At 69.4% G+C, this 21,257-nt stretch carries 7 protein-coding genes; 1 reads left to right on the top strand and 6 read right to left on the bottom strand.

Translation table 11 applies throughout. From position 1 onward, the window contains the following. Position 1: 1 nt before the first annotated feature. Together BIZ42_RS07820 and BIZ42_RS07825 are read right to left on the bottom strand one after the other, a co-directional pair. A complete protein-coding gene (locus tag BIZ42_RS07820) occupies positions 2 to 15,067 on the bottom strand; it encodes an Ig-like domain-containing protein (RefSeq protein ID WP_172838044.1) in 15,066 nt (5,021 codons plus the stop codon). Between the two features lie 114 nt (positions 15,068 to 15,181). Further along, positions 15,182 to 17,209, bottom strand: coding sequence for a DUF11 domain-containing protein (locus tag BIZ42_RS07825; RefSeq protein WP_019183516.1), 2,028 nt, complete (start codon positions 17,207 to 17,209; stop codon positions 15,182 to 15,184). A gap of 477 nt (positions 17,210 to 17,686) precedes the next feature. Here BIZ42_RS07825 and BIZ42_RS07830 point away from each other — a divergent pair, with 477 nt between their 5' ends. After that, positions 17,687 to 18,037, top strand: a complete 351-nt coding sequence (locus BIZ42_RS07830) for a helix-turn-helix transcriptional regulator (protein ID WP_257785241.1) — start codon at positions 17,687 to 17,689, stop codon at positions 18,035 to 18,037. Between the two features lie 15 nt (positions 18,038 to 18,052). Here BIZ42_RS07830 and ung read toward each other — a convergent pair whose 3' ends face one another. From ung to ftsE, 4 genes are read right to left on the bottom strand one after another with little or no spacing between them, the layout of a single operon-like run. Next, complete coding sequence (ung, locus tag BIZ42_RS07835; RefSeq protein ID WP_070426084.1) at positions 18,053 to 18,772, bottom strand: uracil-DNA glycosylase; 720 nt, start codon at positions 18,770 to 18,772, stop codon at positions 18,053 to 18,055. Further along, positions 18,769 to 19,611: a response regulator gene (locus tag BIZ42_RS07840; RefSeq protein WP_070426085.1), complete on the bottom strand. Its 843-nt coding sequence runs from the start codon at positions 19,609 to 19,611 to the stop codon at positions 18,769 to 18,771. Before BIZ42_RS07840 ends, ung begins: the two co-directional genes overlap by 4 nt. A 7-nt stretch (positions 19,612 to 19,618) precedes the next feature. After that, on the bottom strand, positions 19,619 to 20,569 hold the full coding sequence (gene ftsX / locus BIZ42_RS07845; protein WP_070426086.1) for a permease-like cell division protein FtsX: 951 nt from the start codon (positions 20,567 to 20,569) through the stop codon (positions 19,619 to 19,621). Further along, positions 20,566 to 21,252, bottom strand: a complete 687-nt coding sequence (gene ftsE, locus BIZ42_RS07850) for a cell division ATP-binding protein FtsE (RefSeq protein WP_019183511.1) — start codon at positions 21,250 to 21,252, stop codon at positions 20,566 to 20,568. Before ftsE ends, ftsX begins: the two co-directional genes overlap by 4 nt. Positions 21,253 to 21,257 lie beyond the last annotated feature (5 nt).

Consider the following 21,257-nt stretch of genomic DNA (forward strand, 5'->3'; position numbering starts at 1 on the left):
GTCAGCGCCCCTCCCCGGCCGCGCGGCCGGGACTGGCAGGCTCGGGGGGATCGTCCAGGCGCAGGCGGTGCAGCACGCGTCCGTCGGCGCCCAGCACCTCGACCGTGGTTGCCGCGGCGATTGGCCCGGACAGTTGCGCTCGCAGTGCCTGGCGCAGCGCCTGCGCACGTTGCAGGGCAAGTGCCTCCTGCCCGGCGCCGGCGCCCACGCTGAGCTGCAGGCGCCCGCCTCCGCGCGTCGACAACGCCCGGGCAGCGGTGTCGATCACCGGCGCACGGTCTGCTCCCAGCTGCGCACTGCCCGTGGCGAACAAGGCGTCGCCGAGTTCAATCCGCGCCGGTCGCGATGCCGGTGCGGGCGCAGCCGGGGCCGAGGCCGTCGTGCTCAATGCACCGTCAGGCATGCGCACACCGAAATCGAAGCGCACCGGCAGCCCTGGAGTGATACGGCGCACTAGCGGGTTGGGCGTGGTGAAGCGTGCCCCGGCCGGCAGCGTGGAGGGATCCACCTTGAGGATGAAGTTGCGCCCGCGCGCCTCGCCGCCCGGAATGCCGACCAGGTGGTAGCGGCCAAAGGCATCGGTTTCCATCAGCAGGCCTTCCACCGCTGCGATGCGCACGCCGGGAATGCCACGCTCACCGTCATCCTGGATGCCATTGCTGTTGCGATCGTCGAAGACGCTGCCCACGATCAGGCTTTCATCGAGCAAGGGATCGGTGCTGATGTCCACCTCGGCCGAGGCCGTGTTGCCGATCGTGCGGTTCTCGCCGTCGACGGCGGTGATGCGGTTGGTGTGCACACCGGTGCCGGTGCCCGCGCCGACGCGCAGGTAGTACACCACCGTCGCCCGCCCACCGGCAGCCACGTCGATGCCATCGATGCGCAAGGGCTGCACCCCGCTGGTGCGTGCGTCGTTGTCGGCGTCGATCACCGCGAACCCGCCGCGCACGAAGGTGAAGCCCGGCGGCAGCGTATCGAGCAGGGTGGCGCCGTTGGCATCCACCTCGCCCACGTTGTCGATCGTCACGGTGTAACGCACCAGGTCACCGATCTGCGCACTGCGCTTGCCGGCTACCTTGGTCAGGCGCAGCACCGCCTGCTGGCCGGCCACGGTGACCGCGACGTTGGCCTCGGCACACAGCGGGGTGGGGATCGACACATCACAGACGCGGTAGCGGAAGCTGTCGGTGCCAGCGAAATTCGCTGCCGGCGTGTACGTGCAGCTGCCGTTGGCACACGCCACGCTGCCGTGCGTGGGCGCCACCGCGATCTGCAGCGAGCCCGGATCCAGCGGCGCCGTGCGGGCGCTGTCGTTGGCCAGCACGTTGATCACCAGCGGCGCGGAGGTCTCCGCGGTGACGGCATCGTCGGTCAGGGTCAGCACGTTCGGATCGACCACCACCGTCACCGTGGCGCTGGCGCACATGGCCGGGTCGGCGATGTCGCAGACCTGGTAATCGAAGCGCTGCTCGCCGGAGAAGTTGGCCAGCGCGGCGAAGCGGATGCGGGCACGCGGCAGTACCGTGGCCGTGCCATACGGGGGCGGCGCGGTGATGCTGACGGTCACGGTGTCCGGATCGATCGGCGTGCCGTTGACGCGGTCGTTGCCCAGCACGTCGATCTCGATCACGCCGTCCTGCGGCATCTCCACCCGATCATCTTCGGCATCCACGCCGGGCTCGCCGGCGGTGACCGTAACCGTCACGGTGCCGGTATCGCACACGGTGGGCTGGTTGAGCAGGCAGATCGTGTAGGTGGTGCTGTAGCTGCCAGGCGCCAGGCCGGCGGCAACATCGACCCAGCCATCGCTGCTGATGCTCAATGCGTTGGTGGCGACCGGCGCGATGCTCACCTGGGCCGGATCCAGCGGCGCGGTGTTGAACGTGTCGTTGCTGAAGACGTTGAGCAGGCGGGTACGGCCGTCCGGCCCGACCGGGCCTCCCGTGTCATCCACCGCCAGCAGCGCGCCCACCGGGCCCTGCACCAGCACGGTGGCGATGGCGGTGGTGCAGTTGGTCGGCACCCCGTTCTCGCACAGCTGGTAGGCCAGCTGCACCTGCCCGGCCTGCACACCCGGAGCCACCATGATCTGGCCCTGGTTGTTCATCGTGTAGCCCGGCGTGCTGCCGGTCAGACTGGCGACCACGCTGCCCACCGGCGGCGGCGACACGTTGTTGAAGCTGTCATTGTCCAGCACCGAGCGGACGATGGTGCCGCCCACCGAAGGATCGACCGGCGTACTGCTGAAGTCGTCATTCACCGCCAGCACCACGTTGGCTGCGCCGCCCACGTTGAAGGTCACCGTGGCCGTGCTGCACAGCGTTGCGTTCGGTGCCGGCAGGCAGACCTGGTAAGTGAAGCTCACCGGCCCGCTGGTACCCACCGGCGGGGTGTAGGTGAAACTGCCATCAGCGTTGAACAGCAGGCCTGGCGGCGTGGCCCCCTGCACGCTCCACACCGAACCGGCAGGCATGTTGTCGTTGCCGGCCACGCTGTTGGCCAGGGTCTGCCCGGCCTGCGCGCTGAAGGTATCCGGCTGCGGGGCAGGACTGACCACCACGGTCACGCTGGCAGTGGCACAGTTGCCCGGCGCGGCCACTTCGCAGACCTGGTAGGTGACCGTGGTCGGTCCGGAGGTCACCCCGGTCCCGATGCTGATCGTGCCATCGGGATTGATGCTCAGGCCTGCCGGTGCGCCGACCAGGGTGAGGCTGACGGTGCCAGCGGCCGGTGGCGAGACGCCGTTGAGCGAATCGTTGCCCAGCACGCTGGGCGTGGTACCGCCCGGGGCGATGCCGCTGAAGCTGTCATCGCCGGCCACCAGCGTGCCGGTGTTGACGTTGAGGGTGACTGCGGCCGTGCCGCACAGCGCCGCGTTCGGCGCGGGCAGGCACACCTGGTAGGTGAAGGTGACCGCGCCCAGGGTGCCGGCCGGCGGCGTATAGGTGAAGCTGCCGTCGGCGTTGAACACCAGGCCCGGCGGCGTTGCGCCCTGTACGCTCCAGCTCGAACCGGCCGGCATGCTGTCGTTGCCCGCCACGGAATTGGCCAGCACCTGGCCGGCGCGGACGCTGAAGGCATCCGGCTGCGGTGCCGGGCTGACCACCAGGTTCACCGTGGCATTGGCGCAGTTGGTGGGCGCGGCTGCCTCGCAGACCTGATACGTGATGCTGGTCGGGCCCGAGGGCACGCCGCTGCCGACGCTGAGCGTGCCGTCCGGATTGATGCCGATACCGGCCGGCGCACCGACCAGGCTGAGCGTCACCGCGTTCGCCGGCGGCGGGCTGACACCGTTGAGCGAATCGTTGGCCAGCACGCTGGGCGTGCTGCCGCCCGGAGCAATGCCGGTGAAGCTGTCATCGCCGGCCAGCAGCGTGCCGGTGTTGACGTTGAGGGCCACCGACGCGGTGCCACACAGCGCCGCATCCGGTGCCGGCAGGCAGGTCTGGTAGGTGAAGGTGACCGCACCGGTGGTGCCCACCGGCGGCGTGTAGGTGAAGCTGCCATCGGGGTTGAACACCAGGCCAGTGGGCGCAGGGCCCTGCACGCTCCAGCTCGAGCCGGCCGGCATGCCGTCATTGCCTGCCACACTGTTGGACAGCGTCTGCCCGGCCTGCACCGAGAAGGCATCCGCCTGCGGCACGGGGCTGACCACCACCGCCACCGTGGCGGTGGCGCAGTTGCTCGGCGCCGCCGCTTCGCACACGCGATAGGTCAGTGTGGTGGCACCGGCGGTAACGCCGCCTCCGATGCTGATCGTGCCGTCGGCATTGATCGCGAAACCGGCCGGTGCACCGACCAGGCCCAGGGTCACCGTACCGGCAGAAGGCGGCGACACACCATTGAGCGAATCGTTGGCCAGCACGCTGGGCGTGGTGCCGCCCGGGGCGATGCCGCCGAAGCTGTCATTGGCCGCCAGCAGGGTACCGGTGGCGATGTTGAAAGTGACCGTGGCCGTCGCGCACAGCGCTGCATTCGGTGCCGGCAGACAGGCCTGGTAGGTGACGCCGACGACGCCGGTGGTGCCGGCCGGCGGGGTATAGGTGAAGCTGCCATCGGTGTTGAACACCAGGCCGGGCGGCGTCGCTCCCTGCACGCTGAAGCTCGAACCGGCCGGCAGGTTGTCATTGCCTGCCACCGTGTTGGACAGCACCTGCCCGGCCTGCACGCTGAAGGCATCGGCCTGCGGTGCCGGACTGACCACCACGTTCACCGTGGCGGTGGCGCAATTGCCCGCGGCCGCCGCCTCGCAGACCTGGTAGGTCAGCGTGGTGCTGCCGGAGGTGACGCCGGGGCCGACACTGATCGTGCCGTCGGCAGCGATGCCGAAGCCGGCCGGAGCACCGACCAGGCTTACGGTGACGCTGCCAGCGGCCGGCGGCGACACGCCATTGAGCGAATCGTTGGTCAGAACGCTGGGCGTGGACGTGCCCGGGGCGATGCCGGTGAAGCTGTCGTTGCCGGCCAGCAGGGTGCCGCTGTTGACGTTCAAGGTGACCGTCGCGGTGCCACACAGCGCCGCGTTCGGCGCCGGCAGGCAGGCCTGGTAGGTGAAGCTGACCGCACCGGTGGTGCCCGATGGCGGTGCGTAGCTGAAGCTGCCATCGGTGTTGAACACCAGGCCTGCCGGCGTCACGCCCTGCACGCTGAAGCTCGAACCGGCCGGCAGGTTGTCGTTGCCGGCCACGGTGTTGTTCACCGACTGCCCGGCCTGCACGCTGAAGGCATCGGCCTGCGGCACCGGACTGACGACCACGGTGATGCTGGCGGTGGCGCAGTTGCTGGACGCCGCCACTTCACAGATCTGGTAGGTCAGCGTGGTGCTGCCCGACACAACGCCGGTGCCGACGCTGACAGTGCCGTCGGGATTGATGCCGAAACCGGTGGGCGCCCCCACCAGGCTCAGCGCCACCGATGCGGCCGGCGGCGGCGACACCCCATTGAGCGAGTCGTTACCCAGCACGCTGGGCGTGGCCGTGCCCGGGGCGATGTTGCTGAAGCTGTCATCGCCGGCCACCAGGGTGCCGGTGTTGACGTTGAGGGTGACCGTGGCGTTGCCGCAGACGGTGCCGTTCGGTGCCGGCAGGCAGGTCTGGTAGGTGAAGGAGACCGCACCGAGGGTGCCGGCCGGCGGCGTGTAGGTGAAGCTGCCATCGGCGTTGAAGCGCAGCCCGGCCGGGGCGGTGCCCTGCACGGTCCAGGTCGAACCGGCCGGCATGTTGTCGTTGCCGGACACGGTGCTGGCCAGCTGCTGCCCGGCCTGCACCGAGAACGCATCGGCCTGCGGCGACGGGCCGACCACGACGGTGACGCTGGCGGTATCGCAGTTGTTGGCGGCCGCCGCTTCGCAGAGCTGGTAGGTCAGCGCGGTGGCGCCGGCCGGCACGCCGGTGCCGATGCTGATCGTGCCATCCGGGTTCAGGATGAAGCCGACCGGAGCACCCACCAGCGACAGCCGCACATCGGCCGCCGGGGCCGGGCTGGCGCCGTTGAGGCGGTCGTTGGCCAGTACGCTGGCCACCGATGTGCCGCCGGCCACCACATTGGTGATCACATCATCGCCGGCGACCAGGTCACCGTTGTTGATGTTCAGGGTGAGCGTGGCGGTGCCGCACAGCGCCGCGTTCGGCGCGGGCAGGCAGGCCTGGTAGGCCACCGTGATCGGCCCCGCGGTGCCGGCCGGCGGTGCATAGGTGAAGCTGCCATCGGCGTTGAAGACGAACCCGGCCGGGGCCGTGCCCTGCACGCTGTAGGTCGAACCGACCGGCATGTTGTCGTTGCCGGCCACGCTGTTGGCCAGCGTCTGCCCGGCCTGCACGGCGAACGCATCGGCCTGCGGCGCCGGGCTGACCACCACCAGCACGCTGGCGGTGTCGCAGTTGGCCGGCGAGGCCGCTTCGCAGATCTGGTAGGTCAGCGTGGTCGACCCGGACAGCACGCCGGTCCCGACCGTGAGCAGGCCATCGGCACTGATCGAGAAGCCCGACGGGGCACCCACCAGCGACAACGTTACCGACGTCGCCGGCGGCGGCGACACGCCGTTGAGCGAATCATTGGCCAGCACGCTGGTCCCCACCGTGCTGCCCGGCGCGATGTTGCTGAAGGTGTCATCGCCGGCCACCAGGGTGCCGTTGTTGATGCTGATGCTGGCGGTGGTGACGCCACACACTGCGGCATTCGGTGCCGGCAGGCAGGCCTGGTAATTGAAGGTGACCAGGCCCAGCCGGCCCGGCGGCGGCGTATAGGTGAAGGCGCCGGTGGCGGTCAGCACCAGGCCGTCCGGTGCGGTGCCCTGCACGCTGTATTGCGCGCCGGGCGGCACGTTGTCGTTGCCGGCCACGCTGGCCGACAGCGTCTGCCCGACCTGCACGGCGAACGCATCCGGCTGTGGCACCGGACTGACCACCACGGTGACGCTGGCGGTGTCGCAGTTGTTGGCGGCGGCGGCTTCGCAGATCTGGTAGGTCAGCGTGAGCGGACCGGCCACCGCGGTGGATGGCACGCTGAGGGTGCCATCGGCGGTGATCGCGTAACCGGCCGGGGCCCCCACCAGGCTCAGCACCACCGAGGCCGGTGCCGGCGGCGTGGTGCCGTTGAGCGAATCATTGGCCAGCACGCTGGCGCCGGAGGTACTGCCCGGGGCGATGCCGGCCAGGGTGTCGTCCACAGCGACCAGCGCCCCGTTGTTGATATTGAGGGTGAGCGTGGCGGCGCCGCACAGGTTGGCGTTGGGTGCCGGCAGGCAGACCTGGTAGGCCACCACCACCGGACCACGGGTGCCGGCGGGCGGCGCATAGGTGTAGCTGCCGTCGGCGTTGAAGCTGAAGCCTGCCGGCGGCGTACCCGGCAGGCTCCAGCTGGAACCGGCCGGCATGTTGTCGTTGCCGGCCACGCTGGCATCCAGGCTCTGCCCCACCTGCACGGCGGCGGCATCGTCCTGCGGCGCCGGGTTGACCACCACGGTGACGCTGGCATTGGCGCAGTTGGCGGGCGCCACGGCTTCGCAGATCTGGTAGGTCAGCGTGGTCGGGCCGGACATCGCACCGCTGCCGGCGCTGATGGTGCCGTTCGGGTTGAGGGTGAACGCGGCCGGGGCACCGACCAGGCTCAGCACCACGTCGCCCGGCGCGGGCGGGCTGACGCCATTGAGCGAATCGTTGGCCAGCACGCTGGCTGCCGAGGTACCGCCCGGGGCGATGCCGGCCAGCGTGTCGTCACCGGCCAGCAGGGTGCCGTTGGCCACGTTCAGCGTCACCTGGGCGGTGCCGCACAGCGCGCCGTTCGGCGCTGCCAGGCACGCCTGGTAGCTGAAGGTGACCGGGCCGGTGGTACCGGTGGGCGGGGTATAGCTGAAGCTGCCATCGGCAGTGAACTGCAGGCCGGCCGGTGCAGTTCCCTGCAGCGCCCAGCTGGAACCGGCCGGCATCGTATCGTTGCCGGCCACGCTGGCCGACAGCACCTGCCCGGCCTGCACGTTGAAGGCATCGTTCTGCGGTGCGGGCAGGATCACCAGCGCGATGCTGGCGGTGTCGCAGTTGCCGGCCGCTGCCGCTTCGCAGGCCTGGTAGGTCAGCGTCAGCGGGCCGGAGACGATGCCGGTGGGCACGGTAAGCACGCCATCCGTGCCGAGCACGACGCCGGCCGGTGCGCCCACCAGGCTGACCAGGACAGTCCCGGCGGCCGGCGGCGAAACGCCATTGAGCGAGTCGTTGGCCAGCACGCTGGTACCGGCGCTGCCACCCGGTGCAACCGTGACGCTGTCATCGAGGGCCAACAGGGTGCCATCGTTGATATTGAGCGTCACCGTGGCGGAGCCGCACAGGGCAGCATCCGGCGCAGGCAGGCAAGCCTGGTAGGTGAAGGTCACCGGGCTGGGGGTATTGGCCGGCGCGGTATAGGTGAAGGTGCCATCGGCGTTGAAGACCAGGCCGGCAGGCGCGGGACCCTGCACGGTGAACTGCGCGCCGGCCGGCAGGTTGTCGTTGGCGGCCACGTTGCCATTGCTGATCGTGCCAGCGGCCTGCACCGAATACGCATCGGCCTGCGGCGACGGCGCGATGACCAGGGCCACGGTAGCGGTATCGCAGTTGCCCGGCACGGCGGTTTCGCAGATCTGGTAGGTCAGCGTGGTCGCGCCGGACCGCACCCCCGTCGGCACGGCGATGCTGCCGTCCGGATTGATGACGAAACCGGCCGGTGCACCGACCAGGCTGAGCTGCACGCTGGCGGGCGCCGGCGGTGTGGTGCCGTTGAGGCTGTCGTTGGCCAGCACGCTGGGCGTGGTGCCGCCTTCGGCGATGCCGCTGTAGCTGTCGTCGGCGGCTACCAGTGTTCCGGTGTTGACGTTGATGGTGGCCGTAGCGGTACCGCACACCGTGGCGTTCGGCGCGGGCAGGCAGGCCTGGTAGCTGAAGGTGACCGCACCGGTGGTACCCACCGGCGGCGTGTAGCTGAAGCTGCCATCGGCGTTGAACGCCAGGCCGGCCGGCGGGGTGCCCTGCACCGCCCAGCTGGCGCCTGCCGGCATGGCGTCGTTGGTCGCCACGCTGGTACCGGTCAGGCTGGCACCGGCCTGCACGGCGAACGCATCGGCCTGCGGCGCTGGTGTCACCACGAAGGTGATGGCCGCGGTGGCGCAGTTGGTGGGCGAAGCGGTTTCGCACAGCTGGTAGGTGAGCGAGGTCGCGCCAGCAGCAGCGCTGGCTGGAATCTGCACGCTGCCGTCGTTGTTGATGACGAAACCGGCCGGGGCGGCCACCAGCAGCAACTGCACGGCGGCCGATGGCGGCGGAGTGACACCGTTGAGGACGTCGTTGGCCAGCACGCTGGGGGTGACCGAGCCTGCGATCAGCGGCGCGGCGAAGGCATCATCGTTGGCGACGATGGCATTCACCGCGATGTCGAGGGTTGCCGTGGCGGTGCCGCACACCGCGGCATCCGGCGCGGGCAGGCAGGCCTGGTAGCTGAAGGTGACGGCGCCCAGGGTGCCGGCCGGCGGCGTGTAGGTGAAGCTGCCGTTGGCGTTGAACACCAGGCCCTGCGGCGGCGATGGCACGCTCCAGCTGGAACCGGCTGGCATGGCGTCATTGCCGGCGACATTGCCGGTGTTGGCCTGGCCGGCCTGCACGCTGATCGTGTCGTTCACCGGCGTTGGCCGCACCACCAGCGCGATGCTGGCGGTGGCGCAGTTGTTGGCGGCCGCCGTTTCGCAGACCTGGTAGGTCAGCGTGGTGGCGCCACTGGCGGCATCGGCCGGCACGGACACCGCGCCGGTGGGGGAGATGCTGAAACCCGCCGGCGCGCCCACCAGCGACAGCGCGACGTTGGCCGATGCCGGCGGACTGAGGCCATTGAGGGTGTCGTTGGCCAGCACGCTGGCCGTGGTGCCACCCGGCGCGATCGCACCGAAACTGTCGTCGTTGGCCAACAGGGCGCCGTTGTTGATGTTCAACGTGACCGTGGCCGTCGCGCACACCGCGGTGTTCGGTGCGGGCAGGCAGGCTTGGTAGACGAAGCTGGCCGGGCTGGTGGTGCCGGCCGGCGGTGCATAGGTGAAGCTGCCATCGGCGTTGAAGGTCACCCCGGCCGGCGGCGTGCCCTGCACGGCGAAGGTCGAACCCACCGGCATGCCGTCGTTGCTGGCCACAGTGGCGGTGACGGTCAGCCCCGCCTGCACGGCGAAGGCGTCGTTGGCCGGCGCGGGCGCGACCACCAGGGCCACGTTGGCGGTGGCGCAGTTGGTGGTCGCCGCCGCTTCGCAGACCTGGTAGGTCAGCGAGACCGCGCCCGATGCGGTGCCGGTGGCGACCGCGATCGTGCCATCGGCGGCGATCGAGAAACCGGACGGCGCGCCGACCAGGCTGAGCACCACCTCGTCCGCCAGCGGCGTCGCACCGTTGAGCGTGTCGTTGCCCAGCACGCTGGGCGTGGCGGTGCCGCCGGCGACCGGCGCGGCGATGCTGTCGTCCACCGCGACCAGGGTGCCGCTGTTGATGTTGAGCGTGGCCGTCGCCGTGGCGCAGAGGGCGCTGTCGGGCGCAGGCAGGCAGGCCTGGTAAGTGAAGGTGACCGCGCCGCTGAAGCCCGCTGCCGGGGTGTAGGCGAAGCTGCCATCGGCATTGAACACCAGCCCGGCCGGCGGGGCGCCGACCACGCTGAACTGCGCACCGCTGCCGACGTTGTCGTTGCCCGCCACCGAACTGTTCAGGACCACGCCGGCTGGCGTGGAGAGCGCATCGTCAATGGCCGACGGTGCCACCACCAGGCGCAGGTCTGCGTTGGCGCAGTTGCCCGGCGCCGCCGCTTCGCACAGCTGGTAGGCCAGCGTCCGCCCACCGGCCGGTACGCCCGCGGCGACGCTCACCGTGCCATCCGGATTCAGGGTGATGCCGGCCGGTGCGCCGGTCAGGCTCAACAGCACATCGGCGGCCGACGGCGGCGTGCTGCCGTTCAACGCATCGTTGAGCAGCACCGAGGGCGTGCTGCCACCGGTAACCGGATTGACCGGCGCGCTGCTGAAGTCATCGTCGTTGGCCGCCAGGCTGCCCACGGTGATGTTGATGTCGGCCGTGGCCGTGGCGCACAGCGCGCTGTTCGGCGCCGGCAGGCAGACCTGGTAGGTGAACGTCACCGGGCTGGCCGCGCCAACCGGGGGCACGTAGGTGAAGCTGCCGCCGCCGCCGAAGCTCAGCCCCGGCGGTGTGCTGCCGACGATGGCGAACACGGCACCGGCCGGCACGTTGTCGTTGTCGCCGACACTGCCGTTCAACGGCTGGCCGGCGGCGGTGGAGTAGCTGTCGTTCTGCGCCGACGGCGTCACCACCAGGCGGATGCTGGCACTGGCGCAGTTGCTGGGCGCGGCGGTTTCGCAGACCTGGTAGTTCAGTACCGTGGCACCGGCGGCGGCGCTGGCGGGCACCTGCAACAGGCCGGCGGCGGTGAGGGCGTAACCCGACGGCGCACCCACCAGGGTCAGGGTCACGCTGCCGGCCGGCGGCGGCACGCTGCCATTGAGGCTGTCGTTGAGCAGCACGCTGGTGCTGGTGCTTGCACCCGGCGCCAGCGGCGTGCCGCTGAAGTCATCGTCCATCGCCATCAGGGTGCCGGCGTTGACGTTGATGGTTGCCCCGGCCGTGCTGCACAGCGTGCTGTCCGGCGCCGGCAGGCACACCTGGTAGCTGAAGCCCACCGGCCCGGTGAACCCGGCCGGCGGGGTGTACTGGAAATTGCCATCGCGGCCGAGCTGCAGGCCGTCCGGTGCGGCGCCCGACACGGTGAACACCGCGCCCACCGGGGCATTGTCATTGCTGGCCACGCTGCCCGAGAGCAGCTGCCCGGCCGGTGTGGAAAACACGTCGGCCGCAGCGGTCGGCGAGACCACCAGGCGGATCTGTGCCGAATCGCAGTTGCTCGGCAACGCGGTCTCGCACAGCTGGTAGGTCAACGTGAGCGCGCCGGACGGCACGCCCGCATCGACGTTCAACACCCCATTGGCATCCAGCGTGAAGCCCGACGGCGCGCCGACCAGGCTCAGCAGCACATCGGCCGAGGCCGGCGGCTGGGTCCCGTTGAGGCTGTCATTGAGCAGCACCGACACGGTGCTGCCGCCACCGGCGCCGATCGGCGTCGCGCGGAAATCGTCATCGCCCGCGGCCAGGGTGCCGGCGTTGACGTTGATGGTCACCGTCGCCCCCGCGCACACGGTGGCATTGGGGGCCGGCAGGCACGCCTGGTAAGCGAAGGTGACCGGACCCTGGCTGCCGGCCGGCGGCGTGTAGGTGAAGCCGCCGCCGGCGGCTAGCACCAGGCCCGCCGGCACGGTGCCGGTCACGCTGAAGGTGGCACCAGCGGGGACGTTGTCGTTGCTGCCGACATTGCCACTGACCGGTACGCCCACGGCCGTGCTGACAGTGTCGTTCACCGCCACCGGGGCCAGCAGCAGCTGCACCGCACCGTCATCGCAGTTGGTCGGCAGCGCCGCCTCGCACAGGCGGTAGCCGAAGCTGACCGCGCCAGCGGCCGCACCACCGGGCACCGAGACGGTGCCGTTGGTGTTGAGTACGTAGCCGGCCGGTGCACCCAGCAGGCTCAGGATCACCTCGGCCGGCGCAGGCGGAATCGCGCCGTTGATGGTGTCGTTGGCCAGCACGCTGAGGGTGGTGCCACCGGTGGCCGGGTTCAGCAGGCTGTCGCGGAAATCATCATCGTTGGCGACCAGGGTGCCCGCGTTGACGTTGAGGGTTGCCGTGGCGGTACTGCAGACGGTGTTGTACGGGGCGGCCAGGCACGCCTGGTAGCTGAAGGGGGTGGTGCCGGTGTACTGCGCCGGCGGCGTGTAGGTGAAGCTGCCATCGGCATTGAACACCAGCCCCTGCGGCGCGGTGCCGGTGACCGCATAGGTAGTGCCGGCGGCGACGCGATCGTTCACGCCGACGTTGCCGCTGAGCGGACGCCCGACCTGGGTGGTGAAGCTGTCGGCCACCGCCTGCGGCGCGATCACCACCGCGATGCTGGCCGTGGTGCAGTTGCCGGTACCCGCCTGGCACAGCTGGTAGGTCAGGTTCACCGGGCCGGCCGGCGTTCCGGCAGGCACCTGCAGTTCGCCGGTGGGCGCGAGGGTGAAGCCGGCCGGCGGCGCATTGATCAGCGACAGCGTCGCCTGCGCGGCGGCGATCGGCGCGCCATTGAGGGTGTCGTTGGCCAGCACGCTGGCCGTGGTGCCCCCGTCGCCCTGCACGGGCGTGGCGGTGAAGTCGTCATTGCCGGCGACCACGGCGGCAACGGCCACGTTCAGGGTCACGGTCGCGGCATCGCAGATGCCACCGTTGGGGGCCGGCAGGCAGACCTGGTAGCGGAAGCTGTCCGGCCCGGAATACGTGCCCTGCGCGGTATAGCTGAAGCTGCCATCGGCCGTGACGCTGACCGTGCCGTGGGCCGCGCCCGCCAGCAGGCTGAACACTGCACCGGTCGGCACGTTGTCGTTGCCGGCCACGGTCTCGGCCAACGCCACGCCGGCGGTCGCGGCGAAGCTGTCGTCCACCGCTTCCGGGGCGATCACCAGCTGCACATTGGCCGTCGCGCAGTTGGTGCCGCCCGGCAGTTCGCAGATCTGGTAAGTGAAGGCATAGGCCCCCGCTGCAGCGCCTGCCGCTACCTGCAGCTGGCCGGCGGTGTTGGCGGTGATGCTGCCCGGCGCACCGCTCAGTGTCAGGCTGACGCCTGCCGGCGTCACTGCCGTGCCGTTCAGGGTGTCGTTGCCGAGCAGGCTGGTGGGGGTGGTACCCGGCTGCAGCGGCGTGGCGAACAGGTCATCGGCGGCGGCCAGCTGGTTGGCGGCCACGCTCACGTTCACCGTGGCCGTGTCGCAGACGGTCGCGTTGGGGGCCGGCAGGCAGAGCTCGTAGGTAAAGCTGTCCGGCCCGGTGTTGGCGTCGGCGGGGGTATAGGTGAAGGTGCCATCGGCGTTGACCACGGCAGTGCCGCGGGCGGCCTGGGTCGCCAGGCTGAAGGCCGAGCCACTCGGGAAGTTGTCGTTCCCGGCCAGGTTGGCGGTCAGCGGCCGCCCGCCACCAGGCGTGCTGACCGTGTCGTCCACGGCATCCGGGCTGATCACCAGGGTGGCGGTGGCAGTGGCGCAGTTGGCCGGCGCCGCGTTGTCGCAGAACCGGTACGTCAGCGACAGCGGGCCGGCGGCAGCGGTCGGCGGCACGACGAGGGTGCCGTTGGGGTTGATCGAGAAGCCCGTGGGCGCACCCACCAGGCTGAGCGTCACCTGCGCCTGCGGCACCGCGTTGCCATCGTAGGTGTCGTTGCCCAACACCGTGGGCGTCGTGCCGCCGGCACCGGGCAGCAAGGGTGCACTGAAGGTGTCATCGACAGCGACCAGCACATTGGCATCGACCAGCACCGATGCCGTGGCGGTGGAACAGACACTGCCATTCGGCGCGGGCAGGCACACCTGGTAGGGAATCGATGCCGGCTGGGTGATGCCCCCGGTGGGCGCGTAGGTCAGGGTGCCGGTGCTGCTGATGGTCGCCCCGGGCACCGGCGTGCCGGAGGCGCTGTAGGTGGCGCCGGCCGGTGCGTTGTCATTGCTGGCCAGGTTGCCGCTGAGCGTGCCCGCCCCGGCCAGGGCATTGAAGCTGTCGTCGACGGCGGTGGGCGTGATGATCAGGCTGGCGCTGGCGGTGGCGCAGTTGGTCGGCGATGCGTTTTCGCAGATCTGGTAGCCGATCGACGTTGCGCCCGCAGCGGCACCGGCCGGCACCGCGATGACGCCTGCGCTGTTGATGGTGAAGCCGGCCGGCGCGTTCTGCAGTGAAATGATGAGGTTGCCGCCCACCACCGGGGAGCCGTTCAAGGTGTCGTTGCCCAACACCGTGGGCGTGCTGCCACCGGTGGTGGAAGAAAGGGGCGTGGCGAAGCTGTCGTTGACCGCCACCAGCGCGTTGGCCTGCACCGGCACCGCTGGCGTGCTGGCGGTGTTGTCGCCGGGGGTCGGGTCGGTGGTGCCCGTGGGCAGTACCAGCGACACGGTGTTGGCCGGCACCGTGGCCGGGGTGGCGGCAGGTGCGGTGCCATTCACCAGCAGCACCACGCTGTCACCCACGCCGACGTTGACCAGCACGTTCACGGCATTGCCGCTGCCGCTGGGCTGGGCGCACGACGACGCAGCGGTGGTCGGCTGGCAGCTCCAGGTGACGTTGGTCAGCAGCGAAGACACCGTATCGACCACGCCCACGCCGCTGGCCGCGGACGGCCCGGCGTTGCTGACCTGGATGCGGTACTGCACCGCGCCACCGGCGGCCACCGGGGTGGCGCTGACCAGGGCCTTGCTGACGCTCAGCTGCGCCTGCAGCGCCAGGGCATTGGTATCGGTGGCGCTGTTGTTGCCGGGCGTGGGGTCGGCCACATCGGTGGGCGCGGTGACGGTGGCGGTGTTGTTGAGCGGGTTCGGGTAGCTCTGTGCCAGCAGCGGCGGTGGCAGCAGCAATGCCAGCACGGCCATGGCCTGCGCGATGCCGGCCGAAGCCCTGCCTGCCCTGCGCTGCCTGCCCGTTGCTGCCATGCGTTCATCCTCGAAAGCTTGCCCTGGCCTGTTGCAGGCACGCGGCATCGGTGGTCCTGTCATTCATCCGCAAGGGGCGTCCCCTGCACGCACTGCACTGCACCGCACCGGCCGCTAGTACGCGCCCGGGTTGTTGCTGAAACTGACCGGGACGCTGATCGTGGCCTGCCCGCCGTTGATCAGATTCACGCCGGCATTCACCGCATTGCCGCCCACCGCACCGCCGCTGGCCGCCGCGCAGGTGCTGCCGCTGGTGGCACTGCAGGTCCATGCGCCGCGCAGCGTGGTGCCGCTCGGCAGGCTGTCGGTGACCACGGCATTGGTGACGGCATCCGGGCCGTCGTTGCGGACCAGCAGCGTGTAGGTCGCGGTGCCGCCCGGCGTGTAGGTGCCGCTGCCGTCGGTCTTGGTGATCGACAGATCCGCCTGGCGCGTTCGATTGGTGATCCGGCACACCAGCGTCACGGCCGTGGCCGTCATCGCCGGCGCCTGCAGGGTGAAGCTGCCGCCGCTGCCGGAAGAGACCACGGTGTTGTTCTGGTCGGTGCACTGCCAGGTGCTGGCATAACGGCTGAGCGTGGTACCGGCCGCGGCCGCTTCGGCCAGCGCGTAGCTGCCGCCGGGCACCGTGATCACCGTGGCCGTCGCGCCGTTGTTGCCGACGTTGCTGGCCGAGCCGACCGTGCTGCCGTTGTAGGTGATGGACAGATTGAACCGCCCGGTATCGCTGGTGGGCTGCAGGTCCTTGACCAGCTGCAGTGTCGCCGCGCACGCCTGGGTGATGCCTTCGACGGTGAAGACCGCCTGTCCGATGCGGATGCCGAGCAGGGCCAGCAGGTTGTCCACCAGCCCGCCCAGCAATGCGGTCAGCACCGGCGTGACCACGGCGTTGACCTGGGTGCGGATCGGCGTCAGCAACGTGTTGACGATGCCGTTGACCAGGTCCGCCACCGGCAGCGGCAGTGCGATGCCGCCCAGCAGCGTGACCGTGGGGTTGCCACTGGTCACCTGGATGCTGAGCGAGTTGACCAGGGTCGAGACCATCGTCGCCGCACTGACCGTGCCGGCGCTCAGCGTGCGGGTCTGTGGATACGGACCGGTGAAGCTCGCGCTCTGCAGCCCGGGCGTGGCAGTGGCGAAACTGCGGATGCTGACCGTCAGCGGGATGGTGATGTCGGCGATCGGCGTGAGCAGGCCGAGCACATTGGCCGACACGCGCACCCGCACGCTGAGCGAGGTCAGCGTCGCCGCGCTCAGCGCGGTATCGGTGAGCACCGTCGTGCGGTTGAAGAAGGTCGCATCGCTGATCTGGCCGACATACAGGTTCACCAGCCCCGGACGCGCCTGCAGCGTGACCGCGTTGCCGACCAGGTTGATCGCCGAGATCGCTCCTTCGGCGCGTGCGACATCGGCGTAGACCTGCAGATGCAGGACATCGGCGGTGATGCTGGTGTTGGAGAGGGTGACGCCCAGCAGGTTCAGGCCACTGAGCGCCGCCGAGAGCGTGCCCGTGTTCAAACCCTGCACCAGGTCCAGATCGAGCTTGATGCGGATCGCCGCGCTGTGGAACGCCGCGCCGGCCGCGCCGCAGGTGTACACCGGCGGCTCGACCACCTGCAGCCACAGGCGCACGTTGGCCACGCCGTTGAGGCCAAGTGCCGCGGTGTTGACCGTGATCGGCGTGGGCGTGGTGAGTACGTTGCGGAAGTTGTAAAGCTGCACACCGCCGGTAAGCAGGTCCAGCACGTTCAGGCGCACGGTCGCCAGCGAGCCGGTGGGCAGCGCGATCTGCAGGATGTCGGCCAGGCGGATGCTGCCGCCTACGCCCGCCGCGCCGAGCGGCAACGCATTGAGGACATTGGCGGCCGCGGTCTGCCCGTCCGCCTGCAGGACCTGCACCATCGCCGCACGCAACTGGCCGAGGGTGATGCTGGCGTTGAGCACCTGGCTGGGATCACTGACCACCACGCCGCCGTTGAGCTGGGTCAGCAACGCGTTGAGATTGATGTTCGCCCCGGCCAGGTTGTTCCAGTCGGCCACGCTGAGATTGACCGCAGTGCCCGGCAGCAACGCACCGAACAGCAGATTGAGCACCGGGCTCTGGGTGGAATCGATCGAGGCCAGGCGCGGGCCTGCACTCACACAGGCGCCAGCCGTGCAGGCCGATTGCGCGGCGGCCGATGAAATACCGGCACTTAATGCGAACAGCATCACAAATAACAGCGAAATCGCTCTCAAACTGAATCGCCGTAACGCCAACTTCACAACAGAAACTTTATCCATCGGCCATCCCCTGCGTCCTGGCCGAAGCGGTCTTTCACGGGCCGGTGGATACCGACCATGATCGACAGGGCATCGGCCTGCTTCCGATGTTTTGGATGTCCCGGCGCGTCATGGCCGGCTTGAGGGATTAACTACGTGCACGCAGGTAAACCGTCAAACCGGCCGTGTCGCGTGCAGGGGGAAGTTTCACTGTCGCTCGTGGATTCATCGGCGGAGCGATTGCAACGGCAAGGGCGGCAAGCAGTTCTGTACAGACCGAAAAAAGAATCGCTGCCCGGTAAGTATCGATAACCATCCACTGTTCAAGGAACGAGAAAGGGGAAGGCCATGTTGGCGATGTCGGATCGAATTCGCGCAGCACGCACCAGCGCAGGGATGTCACAGACGCAGTTGGCAGTGGAAACCGGGGTCAAGCGCAGTGCCGTCGCGCAATGGGAGCGCCGGGGAGGAACGCATCCGAGTGTGTCGCACCTGGTGCACATCGCCGTCAGTACGCGGGTGCGATTCGAGTGGTTGGCCACCGGTCGCGGCGTGTGCAAGGCCAGCGGGGAGGAACTGATGTTGACCGCGCCCGCACAGGACTACGTACGCGATGACCTGGAGGGCAACATCCTGTCGCTGCTGCGGCGGTTGCCACCGCGCAAGCGGCAGGTGGCGCAGTCCATCATCGAGATGCTGGCCGTGTAGGCCACGGCCGGGCGCTCAGGCCGGCAGTTCCAGCGCGGCACGCGGCGGCAGCGACCAGTCGATGCGCGCGTTGCCGCGGCGCTGCAGGTACTCATTGGCCATCGAAAAATGGCGGCAGCCCAGGAAGCCGCGATGCGCCGACAGCGGCGAAGGGTGCGGTGCCTTGAGCACGCGGTGCCGGCCGGTATCGATGACCTTGCCCTTCTGCTGGGCGTAGCTGCCCCACAACAGGAACACCAGGCCCTCTCGCTCGCGGTTGAGCGTATCCACCACATGGTCGGTGAAGCCCTCCCAGCCACGCCGCTGGTGAGAGCCGGCGTTGCCCGCCTCCACCGTCAGCACCGCATTGAGCAGCAGCACCCCGCGGTGCGCCCACGGCAGCAGGCAGCCGTGGTCCGGGCGCGGGATGCCCAGATCGGCCTCGATCTCTTTGTAGATGTTGAGCAGCGACGGCGGTACCGGCACGCCCGGCATCACCGAGAAGCTCAGGCCGTGCGCCTGGCCGTACCCGTGATACGGATCCTGGCCGAGGATGACCACCTTGACCTGGTCGAAGGGCGTGGCATCGAAGGCGGCAAAGATCTGCGGGCCCGGTGGGAACACCTGGGCTCCGGCCGCTTTGCGCTGGCGCAGAAAAGCGGACAACTCCCGCATGTCCGGCCGCAGCAGGTAATCACCGATACGCGTCTTCCAGCTCGGTTCGAGCTGGATGCTGGGTACTACATCGTCATTCATCGCACTGCAGGCTTGTCGTTGAGGCGGGACAGACGCAGCTGGAACAGCACCTTGGTGATGAGCAGCCGCTCTTCGATCGGCTTCTGCACCAGATCGTTGGCACCGGCCTGGAGCAGACCGGATTGATTGTGCGGGTTGCCGTCGCCGGTCATCACCAGCACCGGCAGGCGGCGTTTGCCGTAGCCGAAATCCACGCGGACGCGCTGCACCACGTCGCGACCACTGAGCTCGCCCTTGAGCGTGACATCGGTCAGCACCAGGTCGATGCGATGGCTGCTGCGGCCAAGCGACTCGGCGGTGAGCAGCGCGAACGCATCTTCGGCGGTCAGCACGTGCAGCACGTTCAGGCCCTGCCGTTCGAGCATGCGCTTGGTCGCCTCGGCGACGACGCGGCTGTCTTCAACGTACAGGATCGTCGCGCCGGGAATCGTCTCCGGCTGCACATAGCCGCGGATGAAGGTGGCCAGCGCTTCGTGACCGAGCGCCTTGTCGAAATAGTCGGTGACGTACTCGGTGAAGCGACGCTGCTCCAGATGCTGCTGCGCATCGCCGGAGACCACGATCACCGGTACGTAGGCCTGCCCCGCGGCGTCGCGCACGATGCGCGCCAGGTCGAGCCCGTCGCCATCGCTCAGCGTGAGCGAGGTGGTGACCAGGCTGACCGGGCCGGCATCCAGCGCCGCCCGCGCCTCGGCGATGCTCGCACAGCCCACCACCTCCACCGCCGGCAGTTCGCGTTGCAGCACATCGGCGATCAACTTGCGGACCAGCCGGGAGCCATCGACGACGATCACGCGCGGTGCGTCGTCGACGAGGTGCTTTAGGGCTTGCGGACGCATGCGGGGCTCAGGTTTCGGTGGGACGGGTCTGGCGCAGGAAATGTCCCGTCACCAGCCAGGCGCCCAGCCAGCCCAGCACCACGGTGCCGAGCAGCACGAACGAGGAATGCAGCAGGTCCAGACCATGCAGCACGAACGGGCTGCCATAACTATGCGAGAGCGCGGCCAGCGGCGGGCGCAGCGCCAGCCCGGCGGCACCGATCAGGGCCAGCGCCACCGCGCCGGCGCCCAGGCCGTACCACGCGCCCAGGTACAGGAACGGGCGACGGATGAAGCCATCGCTGGCACCGAGCAGCTGCAGCACGCCGATCTCATCGCGGCGGGCCTGGATATCCAGGCGCACCGTGTTGCCGACCACCAGCGCGGCACCGAGCCCGAGCAGCACCGACAACACCTGCACCAGGCGCGTGCCGAAGCCCAGCCAGCCATCCAGCCGCTTGCGCCACAGTGCATCGTGCTGCACCAGGTCGGCCTGCGGCAGGGCTTCCAGCGACTGCGCCAGGCGCGCGTCATCGGCGCCCTCGCCCGGGGTCACGATCAGCAGCGTCGGCAGCGGGTTGTCGTGCAGCGCATCGATCGCTTCGCCGAGCCCGGCACTTTCGCGCAGCTCCTGCAGCCCCTGCTCCGGCGTCTGCACGGTCACCTTGGCCACGTCGGCGCGGGCGCGCAAAGTCTCGGCGACCTGGCCGGCCGCATCGGCCCCGGCATCGGTTTTGAGGAACAGATTGATGTCGCGCGACTGCTGCACGCTGCCGGCGAAGTGCTTGAGGTTGTCCAGCGCGATCGACAGGCCCAGCGGCAGGGCCAGCGCCAGCGCCATGACCATCACCGTGAGCAGGGTCGCCCACGGCTTGCGCCAGGCGCGGCCGAGGCTGAAGACCACGCTGTGGCCATGATGGTGCAGCCACACGCCCAGGCGCGACGGCGCGGCGGTTTCCTTGGTCACCGGAGTATTCATTCGGCCAGGTCCTGCGGCGAGATGTCATCGACCAGGCGGCCGTGGTCCAGGATCAGCACGCGCTTGCGCATGCGCCGCAGCAGGGCCAGATCGTGGCTGACCACCAGCACGCTGGTGCCGCGGTCGGGTAGTTCGGCGAACAACGCCATGATTTCTGCCGCCAGGGTCGGATCGAGATTGCCGGTTGGTTCATCGGCGACCAGCAGCTTGGGCTCGCCGACAATCGCACGGGCGATGCCGACGCGCTGCTGCTCGCCGGCCGACAACTGCGAGGGGAGCGCTTTTTCGCGATGACCCAGGCCCATCCGTTCGAGCACCGAGCGCACGCGCTTGCCGATCTCGTTGCGACGGGTGCCACGCAGGATCAGCGGCAGGGCGACATTCTCGGCGATGCTGCGGTCCATCAGCAGGCGGTGGTCCTGGTAGACCGCACCGACCTCGCGCCGATGCCGCGGAATACTGCCGCCGCGCACCTTCAGCAGGTTGCGCTCATCGAAGATCACCGCGCCGCGGCTGGGCCGCTCGTCGAGATGGATCAACTTGAGCAGGGTGCTCTTGCCCGCACCGGAATGACCGGTAACGAACAGCATCTCCCCGGGGGCGACATCGAAGCTGACGTCCACCAGTGCCTGGTGGCCGCCGGCATATTGTTTGCTGACATTGTCAAAACGCAGGACGCTCATCCCCT

Origin of the sequence: Stenotrophomonas sp. LM091 (genome assembly GCF_001806305.1) — a bacterium.
In the GTDB taxonomy this organism is placed as follows: Bacteria; Pseudomonadota; Gammaproteobacteria; order Xanthomonadales; family Xanthomonadaceae; genus Stenotrophomonas; species Stenotrophomonas bentonitica_A.